This window comes from Actinomadura bangladeshensis (assembly GCF_004348335.1).
GTDB lineage: Bacteria > Actinomycetota > Actinomycetes > Streptosporangiales > Streptosporangiaceae > Spirillospora > Spirillospora bangladeshensis.
This window is the reverse complement of the sequence record NZ_SMJW01000036.1, coordinates 12,810-27,800: the sequence shown is the minus strand read 5'-3', so window position 1 is coordinate 27,800 and position 14,991 is coordinate 12,810. Positions and strand designations below refer to the sequence as shown.

Here is a 14,991-nt window from a genome sequence, read left to right as displayed (position 1 = left end):
GAACTCAGGGCCGTGGCAGCCGTCCTTCTGAAGCGCAGGAATCGACGCTTCCGGCGGCCCGGCGGAGGGAACCCCGTGCACCACAACTCCCACCCTCGGGACGTGGCCGCCCCGCGAACGAAGCACGGACCGACCTGGCGCCTGACGTCAAGGGCACCCGCCCTGGGCAGCCCGGGGCAAAACGCCGGCTCTACGCCGTCGCAGTGATCGTCCGAGGCCTCGGCGCCGCCCCCTTTGCTAGCGGGGCGGCGCCCGGCGGAGCTACCTTCCCTTCGCCTCGCGAGGCGGCTCTGCCTCGGCAGGTTCGGTCTGCAGGTTCAGGACGTCCAGCCCCCGGACCCGAGCCTGCCTGGTCTGGCCCGTGTCGTAGGTCAGCACCGTCACGGCCTGCCCCGCCAGCCCATTGACGGCGAATGCCTGGTCGACGATCTCGGCGTCCTCATTCGCCCGGCGGACGTGGCCGGGCCGGTCCATCAGGACTTCGAGGGTGATCGTGCCGCGGCCGGGTGCGTAGCCCGCTTCCCGCAGGACGCCGGTCTCGTCGGAGTCCGGCAGCACCCGGTTGATGACCGCCGTGGTATACCCGGCGCGCCAGCGGGTGTGCTTCTTGCTGCTCTCCTTGAGGCGGTCCAACTCCTCGACCACCACGAGCGGGATTGCGATGTGCAGGGGCTCGCGCTCGGCCAGCCGCAGGGGAACCGCGAGGTCCCACTCCTCCAGCTTGTCGACGTGCTCGCAGAACATCGAGCTGTCCGGGATGACGATCCGCGGTGTCGCCCAGCGTTCCTTCTGGGCCTTAAGCGTCTTGTGGATGAGTTCGAGCTCGCGGCTGCGGAAGTCGAGCTCGACCTTGATGGTCTCGGTGTTCACGTTGAGGTCGACGGCGTCGATCGTGTGGATGTGCCAGAACGTTGGTGTCATGAGGAGCCGGTCGAGCTCCTCGGGCGGCAGGATGTGCCGCAGCTGGGCGACCGACTCGCTGACCCACCGGATGTAGTCGTTGCGGCGGTCGTTGGCCGAGGAGTGGTGCCCGTTCGACAGGTTCTCCAGGCTGGTGCGGACCTTGCCCAGCCGGTCGAGAAGATCGTCCGAGGTTGCCCCCGGCAGAAGACTCACATACATGGCAGCGACCCTGGCAGGCCGACGAACTTAACGTCATCTCTTTTGCGTGGAGCCGGTGGCTGCGATGCCGGTGGAACGGCGTAACCGGGTTGCCGGGCGCCCAGCAGTTGCCCGAGATGGCCACCAACTTCTCCGGAAGCGGGAGAAGCGACCTGCGCAAACGCTGCCGCGCTGCGGTGCTAGCACGACGAGAACGATCCTCGACAGGCGAGGCGGGTAGAGCCCGGCTGTGCACGATCCGGGTGCCGGGTTCCCAGACCGGTTCCGGCGGCAGCGGTGCGGTTCCCCGGACCCGTTCTCCGGCCGGGTCCCGGGTGGCCCCTGGCCACGTCATGGCTAGGGCTCCATGATCGGAGAACCGTTCCCGCAGATGGGAACCCCTGCCCTCACTACCGGGGACCATGGGCGGTCGGGACCGTGGCCTCGCGAGGTCGAAAAACCCGGCTCCGGTGAGGCCTACCGCGCGACTGAAGGGGCAGTCCACGCCGGATCCCACTTGGACGGTAAATGGGTCGCTGTGCTGGTCTTGACCTCCGTACGGTTACTTTCTGTGGATACCGACGAAGAGCGGGACTTGCGCAAACTCGGCACCCTGCTCGAAAAAGCCCAGCAACGAGGCGAGCAGACGGGCGCGGACCCCAACGCCTCCAACGTGGCCGCTCGCAGCCCGCTGGCCGGTGACGACGCCAAGACCCACCCGTTCGAGCTGTCCGGCTACGCCTGGCACGCCCTCACGGTCGCCACCGACCACCTCGAGTGCCTTCGAACCTCGGTCTTCGGCCCGCCCGTCAACGGCTGCATCGAAGCCCGCATCCAGACCCACGCCCAGTCCTCCTTGGTGCGCGGTGCGATCGAGAACGGCGCCCGCGCGGTGTGGCTGCTCGGTCCCAAGGACCGGCCCACCCGGGTGACCCGCCGTCTCGCGCTCCAGCGCAAGGAGGTCAGGGGCTCCTACCGCATGCGGGAGCTGGTGAACCAGCCAGCGACCAGAACGAAAGAGGAGGCGCTCACGCGGGTGAACGACCTACTCGTCGCCGCCCTTGGCATCACGGTGGATGAGGCTCACCAGAAGCTGAAGCAGGCGCCGACTTACAGTCTCATCGTCCGCGAAGCCGGCGACCTTGCCGGAATCGGCGCCGATCTGGCCGAGGTGGTCTGGAGCGGCTGTAGCTCGCTGGCCCACGGCGACGAGTATGGCACGCTGGGCCTGCTGGATAAGGAAGTCATGGCCCGCGCCACCGTGCGGGGCCGGGACATGGCGATGACCCGGGTCACCGGCAACATCAGCAATTTGTACTGGACCACCTTCGCCGCCATGTGGATGGTCGAGGAAGGCTTCCGGCTCTACCAGGCACGCCGAACCCCATACGCCTGACCTCTCTTCAACGGCCGAGGTTCAGCCGCAGCCATCGGCCCCACGGTCCGCATCGAGGGTGGGTCCGAGGGCGACCCCCGGGTGTGGGCTAGCTGGCTAGGGTGTCGGACCCCTCCGCCTGGCTGACCGTCAACGTCTCGACCTGTGCGCCCAGTTCGGCGACGTGCCGGTGAAGCTCGACCCCAGTTCCTGAGGTGAACGGTTCGGCTCCTCGCATGAACCTTGTGATCACCTGCAGGCACTCCGCTCAGCCCCAGCATCCCACGATGGTGTCGGTTACTTTTGGCTCCTGCGGTGGCGTTTCGGAGGCTCTAGTTGGGTGAGCCAGTATTCGGGAGGTTGAGGATCATTGGCTACTGTCGCCCATCCATCTGCCGGATCTGGGTTGCGCGGCGCCCAGTTGCGCGGGATGCCCATCTGCATCGCTGCCCGGACTGTGCGGACAAAACTTGGAGGCAGTTCCTCAAAGGTTGGAATGTTCAGCAGAAGGGGAAAACCATCCGGAGTCAGCTTCACGTCCCAGGTGCGGCTTATGGCCTGACAGTGGCTGTGCATCTCGAACATCGCGCTGGCGCAGAACTGGCCGTCAGGCGCTGACCGAAGCCATAGGAGGCGTTCACCGGACATCAGGCGTTCGCGACCGTTGATGGCACCGTTGGGCGTTGTGCCTGCACGGTCGAGGAACGGAACAGGGTCTGCCTCGCCGCCGGGGTCATCGTCACTGAACCCAGCAACATGACCGGGGTCATCCGCACCCATCAGCTCCAAAAGATCGCCGTCGCTATGCGCCTGCCAGAAGTCGATTGGCTCAGCTTGCTGCGCGAAGAGGCTCGGATAGGACAGGACAACGAAGAGGTCGTCGGCCTTCATGGTAACCGCGATGCGATCACCACGCTTGACATAGTGCTGGTGATCGACATTCCAGGCGGGGAGGCTGGAAGTCTCCAGCAGGGCGGCCTTGACCGCCTCTATGGCCAGCGACGGAGGGCATTTGAAGAATTCCCGATTAGGGGCAACCCGGCAGTAAGCCAGCCGGGCGTGGGCCTCTGCTTCGACAGCTCTGGGATGCGAAGTTGCACAACGAAACTCCACATCGAAGGGGAGAGGGACGCCCGTTTCTTGGAGCTGCTTCGCGCGGTCCTCAGAAAGCTTGGTGGTCATGCCGACCTTGACGATCCCCGGCATCGCGCCATTGCTGAGGACGTAGACAAAACCAACCGTATGACTTGTCAATGCTGTCTCCTTCAGGGAGGTCGGAGTCGGCAAGTGAGGTTGGATGCGTTCTTGATGGACCTGCGTAGTGGGTCGGACAGTCTCCTGCCCTCTCCGACGTTCCGCCGTCCTTCCCTTGAACCAGAGGTGAACGCGGCAGTCAAGGTCTGAAGCGCAGTTGGGCACCGGCGTGGGTGCGTTCGCGTCGGATGATGATCTGCATCCCCTTCGGCCACCGGGCCGGTCAGCTTGGGCACCAATATGTCTGGCCGCGGCTGATAGTCGGAGTGTCGCGCACTTCGCACATGCTCGGGTGGCGCGAAGGTCACGGCGCAGAGGTCGCCGGCCATGTTGAACCCGATCGAGTGCTCCAGTGGCTGGCTGGCGGCCCAGTCGACGAAACCCGTGGGTCCCGCCTACCGAATCGTGCGGATCGGGACGAGGTTGTGTAGGTGGGATGGGATCCCTAGCCCGAGGCGGTGCTGTCGTGCTCGGTAGACCAGTCTGTCGCCGTCCGTGATGGTCGAGGCATCGGCAGGCCGCCCACCCTGACCTCATGAGAAGAGCGAGGAGTGCCGGTGGTGTGTACCGGCGATGCGGCTGTGAGGATCCGGGCGGCGGCTGGGCGTTGGGCAGTAGGTGCCCGCGGTTGGCGGCCGAGCGCAGCCACGGCAGCTGGTACCTGCGACTGGAGTTGGGGACCGGGACGGATGGTCGCCGTCGACGTGTCCGCCGTGGCGGTTTCCGGACCCGTAAGTCCGCAGAAGCGGCGTTGGTGCGGTTGCGTGGCTCGGCCGGGAGTCCGCTCACGGTGGCCCAGTGGCTGCAGCGTTGGCTGGACACAGGACCGTCGGGAGGAGATGGGTGTTAATGAACGCCGGGCAGGACCGGAGGAGATGCAGGGCGAGCATGGACACCGTGGCGTGCTCGCAGTCGGCGCCGGTCACAGCGGCGTCGCGTCTGCGGAAGATCGAGGCGTTAGCGCCTTTCCGGTTCTCTCCCATGGCATTCCTTCGTCGATCTCGCGGCGCAGCACAGACACTGCCTCCGATATCGCCGACAGGTCAGCGTCCGCAGTGCCCCCGCCAAGAGGTTCCGTCTGCCCTTCGACAGCGCAACGGCGGCCGTCCTACCACGGAGCCAGGAAAGGCGGCTGGCTGTTCACCGGTATCCTGGCGCCGGCCCTGGTCGGCTCGGTGCCGAGGCGACGATCGCGTGGCCGGTCCCGATAACCGACCCGTCGGAGTGTGCAGGTGCCGCTCTCGGTGGGGGCGAGCCGGGCGGCAAGCCGTCGTTCACCACCGGCCCGTCTGATCATCGGCTCAGGCCTTCACTCCTCAGGCTTCCGGCGGCGAAGTTGCGAGAGTTCGTCGGTGAGATCCCCGATGAACGGCCATGAACCCCACTTCAGGTCACGCTTGTCATCAAACCTGAAGAAATGGGGCGTACCGTCGAACTCGAAACGAACCGCTCCCCAGAGCGCGCTGCTGAATGAATTCCAGAACCCCTGGGAATCCCTGTGGTCCGGTGGCGGAGGGTCCGGAAGCTCAGGTGCCGCCGGAAAATCTACTCCCTGTCGAGCGATATGTCGACCGAATTCGTTCCGGACCGCGGTCCGGAATAGTTCATAGGAGCTTTCGTCGCCGTGCGCCAGGATGACAAGCCGAGGAAGCGGAAGCAGACGTCTTGCCTCAATCAGTTCCCACAGGATGCTTTCGGTCGTCGCCCCGACGATGATCACGAGCCGGGCACCGCGGATGAGTTCACTCACGACCGGCTTCCAGCCATCGCGAGGAAGGTACATCCGATCGGCTCCTGGAAGGGGAACCTTCTCCCCCGGGCGTCCGACGGCGATCGGCCTGCCGAAGCGCTTGAATATGCTGGCCAACTCCTCCTCTAGCGTGAGATCATGACGTTCGACGGTGATCTGTGATTCCACTTGGCCCGTCCCCGGGTCGACGTACGTGATGCCATATTTCGCCTTCGGCAGGCGGTAGTTGCGGCGGTCTGCGTCGAACGGCCGGAGATACAGCACATAGTCGGCGTCGCCGAGCTGGCTCGGCGACAACAGGATTTCGGTCGCGAGTCGGCGCCCGAGACGGGAAAGGCGGCGCCTGATCGGAACCAGGATCCAACCCAGCAAAGCGGCCAGTCCTGCCCAGGTGAACGTTCCGTCTGCGACCTCGTCGACGCCAGACCATCCGAACACCCCCAGTACGAACAGTAGGGCCCACTCGCCGAAGAAACAGGTCGAGGTGACTATTGTGTAGTACCTCATCAGTGACGCCACGAACTGAACACGTTTTCCGACGGACGATCTCATGACCGCCTACCGGCGTCCGATTGGGGCTGTTCTCACCGTCAACGAGCTCATTGTGCTCCGCCCTCGTCTTCTGCGGCTTATTCGGCGGCTTTCGATCGCGGCACGGTGCAGGTGATGGCGACCATCATAGCCGCTGCGAAGGCGGCCTCCGGGGATATGAGGGTGAATCCGTGTGATGACGGCAGACAGGAACATCACCTGGCCTGCGGCTTTGAGTCCAGGTACCGGACGGTCCGGCTGAGTCGCCGCGTCGACAGCCTGGGCCGCTGTCGGATGGGCCGCAATCCCCGACGCGGGAACTGTCGTCCAACGTGATCCCCACGGCGCCTCCTGAACGACCAAGCCCCTGACGGCGGCGATCAGTGTTGTGATCACCAGCGCCCATATCGCGTCAGCGCGCTTCCAGATGGAGAGGCCCGACCCCGGCCGGAACGCCTCGGGATCAGGATCTCGCCGCAGGGCCGATGCTCCCCCGATACCGGTGAGAGAGTGGCCGGTCTTGAGATGGGGGGCCGCTGTGATCGGTTCGAGCGTCTGGGCGACGCAGTCGGCGATCACCGGCAATCGCCTCGGTGCTTCCCACGAACCGACGCCGCCCGCGTTGACCCGACAGTGACTCGCCCGGTGCCGGCGGGGCAGGTAGGCAGAATGGAGGTTCTCGGACTGTCTCCAGCGTCGGTGCAGTTCTCCCTCCAAGGGGCTACCGGGCGACACACCGTAGTCAATCGCGGTCAGCGCGTGCATCGCCTTGCCGGAGACCGTGATCTTTTCGGTGAGGTCGTCCGGGCCGGGTGTGCCGCCGCTTCCGTCCAGACGAAGGAGCCCGACGCAGGCGCGCCACCCGGTCAGGTAGAGGATCAGGAAGGCAAGCACGCACACGACCGCGATCACCAGGCCGGCCCACGAGAGGGCCCTCAAGTTGGAGGACAAGACAGTGACCAGCGGCGGCAGCCACAGCGGGCGATATGTGACCATTGTAAGATAAAGGCCTATTGCGGCCGGACGGCCCTGCGCTGCTCGCTGGCATCGCCGGTCGGCACTCGTGATCGATCCGGTCGGTGTCAGCGCCGGCGCGGAACAGAGAATGGCAAGCCGCTCTCCTCGAGTACGGTGTCATGGTTCATTGTCGTGCCGACGCTCGAGAGCGTCAAAGGCTTTCGGGCGTTCGGAGCCTCTCGCCGGCGGGACTCGACGGTTGGCGCTCCGGCCGCCTTTAGAGCTGGATGAGATCTCGTTGTCGCTGTAGGCGTGGAGGCTGCGGATCTGGTCGACGACGGGCGGGGCCAACACGTCCGGATCGTCACGTGACGCCGCCGACGGCGCGAACGTCCTTGCGGGGGCGGCCCCCTGTGCGGCGGGTTCGCCAGCTGCGCCATCGCCCGGGTCTGAGATCGAGCGGCGTGAAGAGGATCAGGCGAGTCCAGGCGTCCTACGAGGACTTTCAGGAGCGGGCGTCCGCGGGGTTGCGCGAGCGGGCCGATCGCCTGTACGCAAGCCGGCGACGCGGTTCCGCTGGAGATGTCCGAGTCCGCCGAACCACGCGCTGCCCGTCGGCTCCGCCTCTTCGGCGATGTGGCCGCCTTTTCCAACACATGGAGTCCGACCTTGCTCATGCCGAAAACCCCATCCATGCAGGTCAGGCGGCATGCTGGTACTGGTTGAGGATTCCACCGAGACGTTGGTGTCTTCGTACGTTCAGATCGGCGATCTGGTCGGGGGCAGTGATCGGTGGAGGCAGCGGAGTGCACGGGCGGGCGTTGGAAATGCCCCGGTGCGGCCGGTGCTCGTTGTAGAAGGTCTCGAACTCGCGCAGCGTGTGGAGCAGGTGGCGCTGGTTCCAGATCAGGGCCCGGTCCAGCAGTTCGCGGCGGCAGGTCTGCACCCAACGTTCCATGATTGAGTTCATCCGTGGCATTCGCACCCCGGTGAGCACCATCTTGATGCCTGCGTCGGCCAGGACCGCGTCGAAACAGCTCAGGGAACTTGCCGTCGCGGTCCCGGACCAGCCCACCGCGCCCGGCACCCGGCGTCCTCCAGGTCCATGACCAGGTTCCTTGCGGTCTGCGTCACCCACGCGGCCGTTGGATGGGCGGTCGCGCACAGGACGCGGATCCGGCGGGTGCGGTGCTCGATCACGGCCAGCACTACATGCGCGCCCCAGTCAGGGTGACGGTCTCCAGGAAGTCGCAAGCCGACAGGGCGTCGCCTTGGGACCGCAGCAACGACGCCCATGTGCCGGATGCGCATTGGGGTGCCGGGTCGATCCCGGCGTCCTTGAGGATCTCCCACACCGTGGAGGCGCCGACCTTCACCCCGAGGACCAGCAGCTCGCCGTGCACCCGCCTGTACCCCCAGCTCGGGTTCTCGTGGCCCATGCGCAGCACCAGCGTGCGGATGGAACGTTGTGCTTGCCGAAAAGTACGTCCGTGCAGGTGAGAGCCGTAATGTCCGGCGGGTTGCGACGCAGGGTCGGGAACCGTCGTGGGACAGGCCACGACATCGCCCTCGCCCCTGGATGATGGGCGGTTGTGCTGTTGGACCTGATCGCGGGCCAGCACGCCGCCCGATCCAGACCCACGAGGCCGGGCCGCCCGCCGACCGTCCGCTCCATCCGGCTGCTGGTACTGCGCTTGGTGCGGGAGAACCCGGGCTGGGGCTACCGGCGGGTGCACGGCGAGTTGCTGGTGCTCGGCGTCAAGGTCGCGGCCTCTACCGTCTGGGAGATCCTCAACGACGCTGGCATCGACCCGGCGCCCGAGCGTTCCGCCACCACCTGGGCCAGCTTCCTACGTTCCCAGACCGAGGCGCTGCTGGCGTGTGACTTCCTGGAGACTGTCACGCTCACGGGTGCGCGGATGTACGTGCTGGCGGTCATCGAGCACCACACCTGCCGCATCCGCGTTCTGGGCGCCACCGCCCACCCGACCGCATCGTGGGTGACCCAGGCGGCGCGGAACCTGGTCATGGATCTGGAGGACGTGGGCTGCCGGGCACGGTTTCTGATCCTGATCGGGACGGCAAATTCCCTGAGGTCTTCGATGCGGTGCTGGCCGATGCCGGCATCCGGGTGGTGTTGACCGGGGTGCGGATGCCGAGGATGAACGCGGTGATGGAGCGGCGGGTGCAGACCTGCCGCCGTGAACTCCTGGACCGCACGTTGGTCTGGAACCAGCGGCACCTGCTCCACGCCCTCCGCGAGTTCGAGACCTTCTACAACGAGCATCGACCTCACCAAGGCATCGCCAACGCACGCCCCTTGAAGCCGCTGCCTCCAGCGATCACCGAACCGAACCAGATCGCCCACCTGAACATCCGAAGAACGCAACGGCTGGGCGGAATCCTCAACGAGTACGAACATGCCGCTTGACCTGCGCGGACGTAATTTTCGGCAAGTGCAACCTTGGCCTGCTTCTTTTCATGCCGCCTTTCGACCTTGCGGAATCGCATGCGATTCCTGCGGCTAGCGGCAGTATCGCAGTCGATACCGAACCAAGGCGCTGCTCCGGGGGCGGAAAGCCAGGACAGGCACCTGGTCTCCCCTCAGGTGTCTCTCGGACCAGCACAGGCGAGACTCCGACGAGTTGCGCTTCCAGTACGTAAGCTTCTCAAATACTAAAGTTTGGCCTGGCCGACAGCTGGCCGAGCCTCAGACGAGGTCAAAGGTGTCCTCTCTTCTCCAGCCTCAGGGCGGCGTCGTGGATCGCGCGGACGTACGCGGCGTCTTGAGCGCGCGCCTCGACGCTCAGTTCGTCGAAGGGGAGCAGCGCGTCGTGTTCGGGGTTGACGGTGGCCATCCATGCGGACCAGGCGTCGTGGACATCCTCCGCTGTGGTCGCCTGGCCTTTGGCGCGGACGAGGAGTGCGTAGATCAGGAACAATGCCGCTGCATCCTCGGGTGGGAGGGCCTCAGAGGGGAGGCAGCCGCGCACCAGGTCGGCGATATCGTCGATGTAGCTCACGACAGGTACTTTCCCACGAGCCGGGCCGCGAGAAGCAGCAGGTGCAGCACCAGGAAGACCAGCGGCACCATCCGTTCACTGAACCCGAGTTCGGCGTAGCGCGATCGCCGCGGACCTTGAGCAGTCTGCTGGAGCACCGTCCACTCGTCAGTGAATATCTGGGCCGGGAGCTGCCTCTCGAGGGCGTTGATGACCGCGAACTTGGCGCCGTTCAGTCGGCGGTAGCTATGGAGCTGCACCCACCAGGCCAACGACAAGGTGACACCCGCGAGCCCGAATACTAGGGACGTCCACAGCGACTTGGCGATGCTGCTCCCGGTGACCCCGGTCGCGGCGATGAAGGCGGTCTGGACGGTCAAGAAGAAGGAGTTGGACAGCCCGCGCCGGGCCGAGACCCGGTCCGCCATCTCGACGGCGAGTTTGTAGAGCTCGAGTAAAGACGGGTGAGGATCGGAAGGCGCGGTCACCGCTGACCACCGGCCTGTGGGAGAAGGATGTCATCGGCGGACTGAGCCAGCGCGACCGCGTACGACCAGTCGGTTCGGCGGTCGGCGTGGTAGGCCGTCCAGCCATCGGCGCCGTGTCGGACCACTAGGAGCCGGCCCGCCTGGTCTTCCAGTTGTTCCGGGATGCCGAACGCCGCGGCGCTGCGGCGGAACCGCCGCCACCCCCGCAACCGTTCGGCCAGCCCGCGCGGCGCGAGCAGCAGCAGCGTGCGGTCGAGGGCTCCGCTGCGGGCTATGGTGCCGAGTTCAAAGTGGAGTCCGTCCGTCGCGCCGATCGGCGTGGCCCCTACGACGACGAGAGCGCTCCGTTCGATGTAGCCCGCCACCGTCTTCTTCCAGCCATCGTGGGGCAGGACCACATGAGCAGCGCCCAGAACGGTGCTGGGCCGGTCCGGGTCGCTGACAGCGATCACCGGTCCGTAGGCCTGGAGATAGCGGACGATGACCTCCTCGAACGACTCCCGCTGCCGCAGGCTGAGCTTCTCCAGGAAACTGAGCCGGGTGAGCGGCGCGGTGCGGATGGTGAGCCTGTCGTCGGCGAAGTTCCGCAGGTACACGATCGGGGGACGAGGGTCTCTGTTCTGTCTCTCTTCGACGGTCAGAGTAGAGCGGCGGCGCGCGGCGAGGAACGACCATTCGTTCACCTGGAAGAGGGCGAAGGCGGCGACCGCCAGCCAACCCAGCGTGATCGGCACCGGAACCACACGGACCAGGCGTTCCAGCCCGCCGCTGTCGGCGACGATGACGGGGTTCCAGCGCCAGAACGACTCGACATATCCCGCTCGGGCGAACTGGACGACCAGCGGCGGGATGATCAGCAACCCGATCATGCTCACCGCCAGCAGGAGCGCTGCGGCTATCGCGAGCCCCATCGCCTGGGACGAGCGCTTGCCCGTCAGGAGTTTGGCCTGCGCCTGCCTGCCCCATACATCCTCGCGGCCCGGACGGTAGAGGCGCCCGAGCTTGAGGCCGTAGGAGCCCAGGACACTGAGGACCACGCCCAACAGAATGTTGTTCGCGACCGTCGCGAACGTGGCGAAGAAGAACACTGTGACGATCCAGCGCTGGATACCGGAACCCGTGGCCAGCCGTCGTGCGCGCTGTGTCACCTCCACCGCGCGCACCCCCGGCAGGCTGGGTGGCCACCCATCCGCTCTCTGCCGCGCCGACCGGTCGCGGCCCCAGCCGATCAGGCTCGCTACCGCGTAGAAGAACAGTGCACCCGGAACAATCCATCTCTCTGTCGACCTCAGGAAGGCGCTGTCGGCGCTGGTGTCGACGGACCGCAGCCCAGGCCCTGGAGTGCCGGGCAGCTTCGCGTTCTGTTCGTGCACCAGACGCATAACGTCGGGCGTGAGAGGCGGCGGTGTCGATGACCGGGACCCCGTTCGTACCCGTGCCACGTATTGGCCCTTGCGCCACAGCACGGAGGTGTACGCCCTGACACTGCTCAGCCGCTCGGGCGCGGCAAGTACCACCTGGACCATCGTCGCGCCATGCATTCCTGGCAGAGACCGCAATTGCACGCGGCTGTTCTCACGTGCGCCGTCGAGCATCAGGTGCTGAACGTATGCAGCCCAGGCAAACGGCGTGCAGCGGTCGATGACGACGAGCAGATCGTCGGTGCCCGCGCTCTTCGTCCACCCGCGGGCCGATTGGCTGCAGCGGTTCTCGGGCGCGCTCTTGCTGATCGACACGGGTCGGCTGGTGACCACACGGTCGGGAGAGGGCCGCCCAGCCCGCACCGCCCTGCCATCGAGGATCAACCGGTCTTCGGAGGGACCAGGCCGGTCCGGTTCGGGAGCAGTGAGGATCCCCGCTGCCGAGAGGACGAGCAGCAGGCAGATAACACTGCCGTACACAAGCCCCCTGCGCAGCAAGCGTCCCCGCCGCTCCCCCTCTGCGGGCGGCGTCGGCACCAGGGCTCCGCTTCCCTCGAGAGGATTTTCGATGTCGTTCTGTCGACTCATCGGGCTCCTCCCGATCGCGGACGCGGAACGCCTGGAGCCTGCAAGTTCCGGCGACCTTATGGACACGCTTTCCGCACATGCCCGTGCGACGGTGAACGACGTCGCCAGGGGAGCCACTGCGGCTCTCTAAAGGTGAACCACCTACTGGCTTTGCGGCCACCCCCAGGCCAGAATCGGCCATACTGCTGAACGCGTCACTACCTGGGAAAACTCCCTTTCAGCTCACCTAGAAGCCAGTCTTTTCACGGACAGGATGAAAGCAGTTGGAAGCCAGGAATGCGCCGTCCTCGCTAACCAGGGAAAATTGGCTGTTGGGCGGGCGCATGCTGGTGGCATGGCCAGATACCGCCGGGACGCAGGATGACTGACGTCGGTGAGGACGGCCTGGCTGATAACACGGAGCGTCGCGACCCGCAGTTCGGTGTTGCGGAGCTGGAGTGGCTAGTGTCGCCTCCGCGGCCAGCACGGTCAGTGCGTGGGACGGCCACGCCCAGGACATTGGGAGTTCGTGGGGCGGAGGTGCGAGTGACTTTGAGGCCGCTGGCGTCGTAGGCGTGGAGGACAGCGCTTGTGCTGTGGGCAGGCGGCTGCCTTGGAATGGATCCCGAAGGCGTCATGATTCATCTGGCTGGCCGCGTCGATGCGGGGTGCCTGCCCGACGACGAACGGAGACCCTGAATGCGGCATCTGACCCCGTCTTTTGCGAGCGGAGCACTGCGCCGCGGCGAGCAGATCGAGCAGCTCCTCGGCGGCTTTGACCATGGCGATCAGCACATCATCCCCGGCAAGGACCACATCATCCTCTATCGGAGTCAGGTCACCGACGTCGGCAGCGACGCCTTCAAAGACGTGTCACAGTTCCCGCCGCTCGATCCCGACGAGGCGACCTTGGGAAGGATCATCGGCTCGGCCGCCGGCCCGGACGAGGTCTCAACGACGCCGACGTCGATCCGGCGCCCGAGCGTGCCCTCACCACCTGGACCGGATTCCTGCGCTCCCAAGCCGAAGTGCTGCTGGCGTGTGACTTCCTGGAGACCGTAACCCTCACCGGCGCCCGCATGTACGTGTTCGCAGTCATCGAGCACCACACCCGGCGCATCCGGGTTCTGGGCGCCACCGCCCACCCGAACGCGGCTTGGGTGGCCCAGGCGGTCCGGAACCTGGTCATGGACCTAGAAGACGCCTGCTGCCGGACACGGTTCCTGATCCGCGACCGCGACGGCAAGTTCCCCGACCTGTTCGACGCCGTCCTGGCCGATGCTGGCATCCAGACGGTGCTGACCGGGGTACGGATGCCGAGGATGAACGCGGTGATGGAACGGTGGGTGCAGACCTGCCGCCGCGAACTCCTCGACCGGACTCTGATCTGGAACCAGCGGCACCTGCTCCACGCCCTCCGCGAGGTCGAGACCTTCTACAACGAGCATCGCCCGCATCAGGGCATCGCCAACGCCCGCCCGCTGAAGCCGCTGCCTCCACCGATCACCGAACCAGACCAGATCGCCCACCTGAACATCCGAAGAGAGGACGTTCAGGACATCGTGGGCGCCATGTATGGCAAGGGCGTGCCCTCAACCGACTGCCCCGACTACTGCAAACTCTGTTAAACACGCGACCGGTCTGGAACATCCGCTCGTCGGCATGTCCGGACTTTGTGAGCTATCGGCGCCCGGTGGTGAGTCGCTTGATCGCTTCCTGCGGTGTCGGTAGAGGGAGTGGGCTGTTGGGTCGAGGGCGGGGCCCGGTCTGCTCGATCAGGTGGGTTGGGCCGTAGGGCCATGGGCCAGACAGGAGTGCCAGGAGGTTCTTGTCGGGCCAGTGACGGAGGGTTTCGTGGACGACGTCGGCGTCTGGACCCGGGGTGGCGAGCCAGACGAACGCGGGGGCGTTGCTGGACGCGGCGCTGCTTGCGCTGATCATTTTGACCATCTCGGCTTCGAGTTCGAGGTGCTCGATGGCGTCCTCAAGGCTGTCCATGATGTGCAGGCGAGGGGCATGGGCGCTGGCCGAAGATTCGTCGAAGGCGTCACCGAATAGGCGGTCGAGGTCGGTGCGCGTCGTGATGACCTGTGCGACCTCGGATTGGCTGGCGAGCGCCTCGGTGAACAGGCCGCGGAGGAGAGCGTCGGCGCCTGGGCCGATGAAGCCGGCTCCGTCGGGGTGTCCGAAGGCTCGGGCCAGAATGTTCGCCTTGCTGCTGGTGTTGTCATGAGGAGGCGCCTGTCGGCTGGGCCGGTTGTTCGCGCCGCAGGTGCCGAAGATGGCGCGGAGTTGAGTTGCGAGCGTCCGTAGCGAAGGCCAGAGGGTGCGGTGGCCGTTGTTGCTCCGTGCGATGGCGATTCGTGGGCGGCGGGCCTGCTGGGTGCTGCGGGTGGTCAGCTGGTCGCAGCCGTGGCAGGTGGGGATGGAGATGCTCGTCATCGTGGCTCCCGTGTCGGTTCGGTTCTTGCTGGTGAGCTCGATGGAACCGGGCAGCGGCCAGTGAGGGAGTGAGCGAAACCCGCGTTGGACAGAAGTGATCAAC

Annotated in this window: 16 protein-coding genes; 6 read left to right on the top strand and 10 right to left on the bottom strand. The window is 66.0% G+C overall.

Features of this window, described 5'->3' with window-relative positions; translation table 11 throughout:
• Positions 1–261: 261 nt before the first annotated feature.
• The gene (locus E1284_RS09915) at positions 262–1,122 is read right to left on the bottom strand and encodes a PIN domain-containing protein (RefSeq protein WP_131938726.1); all 861 of its coding nucleotides are present in this window, start codon (positions 1,120–1,122) and stop codon (positions 262–264) included.
• Between the two features lie 550 nt (positions 1,123–1,672).
• On the opposite strand from E1284_RS09915, the gene E1284_RS09910 reads away from it, so the two are divergent.
• Positions 1,673–2,497: a hypothetical protein gene (locus E1284_RS09910; protein ID WP_131938725.1), complete on the top strand. Its 825-nt coding sequence runs from the start codon at positions 1,673–1,675 to the stop codon at positions 2,495–2,497.
• A gap of 276 nt (positions 2,498–2,773) precedes the next feature.
• Here E1284_RS09910 and E1284_RS41340 read toward each other — a convergent pair whose 3' ends face one another.
• On the bottom strand, positions 2,774–3,730 hold the full coding sequence (locus E1284_RS41340) for a GIY-YIG nuclease family protein (protein WP_165965202.1): 957 nt from the start codon (positions 3,728–3,730) through the stop codon (positions 2,774–2,776).
• Positions 3,731–4,265: 535 nt separating this feature from the next.
• On the opposite strand from E1284_RS41340, the gene E1284_RS43985 reads away from it, so the two are divergent.
• Positions 4,266–4,580, top strand: coding sequence for an Arm DNA-binding domain-containing protein (locus E1284_RS43985; RefSeq protein ID WP_424923480.1), 315 nt, complete (start codon positions 4,266–4,268; stop codon positions 4,578–4,580).
• A gap of 459 nt (positions 4,581–5,039) precedes the next feature.
• Here E1284_RS43985 and E1284_RS09895 read toward each other — a convergent pair whose 3' ends face one another.
• From E1284_RS09895 to E1284_RS41335, 4 genes are all read right to left on the bottom strand, one after another.
• A complete protein-coding gene (locus E1284_RS09895; protein WP_131938722.1) occupies positions 5,040–5,987 on the bottom strand; it encodes a hypothetical protein in 948 nt (315 codons plus the stop codon).
• 51 nt (positions 5,988–6,038) lie between these two features.
• A complete protein-coding gene (locus E1284_RS09890; protein WP_131938721.1) occupies positions 6,039–7,007 on the bottom strand; it encodes a hypothetical protein in 969 nt (322 codons plus the stop codon).
• A gap of 661 nt (positions 7,008–7,668) precedes the next feature.
• Positions 7,669–8,055, bottom strand: coding sequence for an integrase core domain-containing protein (locus E1284_RS09885; protein ID WP_207923666.1), 387 nt, complete (start codon positions 8,053–8,055; stop codon positions 7,669–7,671).
• A gap of 121 nt (positions 8,056–8,176) precedes the next feature.
• Positions 8,177–8,407: a hypothetical protein gene (locus E1284_RS41335; RefSeq protein ID WP_165965198.1), complete on the bottom strand. Its 231-nt coding sequence runs from the start codon at positions 8,405–8,407 to the stop codon at positions 8,177–8,179.
• Positions 8,408–8,560: 153 nt separating this feature from the next.
• On the opposite strand from E1284_RS41335, the gene E1284_RS42445 reads away from it, so the two are divergent.
• Positions 8,561–9,109 (top strand): helix-turn-helix domain-containing protein, encoded by a 549-nt coding sequence (locus E1284_RS42445; RefSeq protein ID WP_207923665.1) that lies wholly within the window; start codon positions 8,561–8,563, stop codon positions 9,107–9,109.
• Positions 9,076–9,399 (top strand): integrase core domain-containing protein, encoded by a 324-nt coding sequence (locus tag E1284_RS42440; protein WP_207923664.1) that lies wholly within the window; start codon positions 9,076–9,078, stop codon positions 9,397–9,399. The genes E1284_RS42445 and E1284_RS42440 overlap by 34 nt, the downstream gene beginning before the upstream one ends.
• A gap of 289 nt (positions 9,400–9,688) precedes the next feature.
• Here the strand turns inward: E1284_RS42440 and E1284_RS09875 are convergent, their stop codons facing one another.
• The 3 genes from E1284_RS09875 to E1284_RS09865 are packed head-to-tail and all read right to left on the bottom strand — an operon-like array spanning position 9,689 to position 12,467.
• Complete coding sequence (locus tag E1284_RS09875) at positions 9,689–9,991, bottom strand: DUF7701 domain-containing protein (protein ID WP_131938720.1); 303 nt, start codon at positions 9,989–9,991, stop codon at positions 9,689–9,691.
• Positions 9,988–10,458: a RipA family octameric membrane protein gene (locus tag E1284_RS09870; protein WP_131938719.1), complete on the bottom strand. Its 471-nt coding sequence runs from the start codon at positions 10,456–10,458 to the stop codon at positions 9,988–9,990. The genes E1284_RS09875 and E1284_RS09870 overlap by 4 nt, the downstream gene beginning before the upstream one ends.
• Positions 10,455–12,467, bottom strand: a complete 2,013-nt coding sequence (locus tag E1284_RS09865) for a hypothetical protein (RefSeq protein ID WP_131938718.1) — start codon at positions 12,465–12,467, stop codon at positions 10,455–10,457. The genes E1284_RS09870 and E1284_RS09865 overlap by 4 nt, the downstream gene beginning before the upstream one ends.
• Positions 12,468–13,145: 678 nt before the next feature.
• On the opposite strand from E1284_RS09865, the gene E1284_RS09860 reads away from it, so the two are divergent.
• Both E1284_RS09860 and E1284_RS09855 read left to right on the top strand, forming a co-directional pair.
• Positions 13,146–13,508, top strand: a complete 363-nt coding sequence (locus E1284_RS09860; protein WP_131938717.1) for a hypothetical protein — start codon at positions 13,146–13,148, stop codon at positions 13,506–13,508.
• Positions 13,509–13,531: 23 nt separating this feature from the next.
• Complete coding sequence (locus E1284_RS09855) at positions 13,532–14,074, top strand: integrase core domain-containing protein (protein WP_207923663.1); 543 nt, start codon at positions 13,532–13,534, stop codon at positions 14,072–14,074.
• Between the two features lie 52 nt (positions 14,075–14,126).
• Here the strand turns inward: E1284_RS09855 and E1284_RS09850 are convergent, their stop codons facing one another.
• Positions 14,127–14,888 (bottom strand): hypothetical protein, encoded by a 762-nt coding sequence (locus E1284_RS09850; RefSeq protein ID WP_131938716.1) that lies wholly within the window; start codon positions 14,886–14,888, stop codon positions 14,127–14,129.
• Between the last annotated feature and the right edge of the window lie 103 nt (positions 14,889–14,991).

Bases quoted from the DNA above. Each gene is read 5' to 3' on its own strand.
- E1284_RS09860 (WP_131938717.1), top strand. From the start codon at position 13,146: ATGCGGCATCTGACCCCGTCTTTTGCGAGCGGAGCACTGCGCCGCGGC.
- E1284_RS09915 (WP_131938726.1), bottom strand. From the start codon at position 1,122: ATGTATGTGAGTCTTCTGCCGGGGGCAACCTCGGACGATCTTCTCGAC.
- E1284_RS41335 (WP_165965198.1), bottom strand. From the start codon at position 8,407: ATGGGCCACGAGAACCCGAGCTGGGGGTACAGGCGGGTGCACGGCGAG.
- E1284_RS09850 (WP_131938716.1), bottom strand. From the start codon at position 14,888: ATGACGAGCATCTCCATCCCCACCTGCCACGGCTGCGACCAGCTGACC.
- E1284_RS09895 (WP_131938722.1), bottom strand. From the start codon at position 5,987: ATGAGGTACTACACAATAGTCACCTCGACCTGTTTCTTCGGCGAGTGG.
- E1284_RS43985 (WP_424923480.1), top strand. From the start codon at position 4,266: ATGAGAAGAGCGAGGAGTGCCGGTGGTGTGTACCGGCGATGCGGCTGT.
- E1284_RS09890 (WP_131938721.1), bottom strand. From the start codon at position 7,007: ATGGTCACATATCGCCCGCTGTGGCTGCCGCCGCTGGTCACTGTCTTG.
- E1284_RS09865 (WP_131938718.1), bottom strand. From the start codon at position 12,467: ATGAGTCGACAGAACGACATCGAAAATCCTCTCGAGGGAAGCGGAGCC.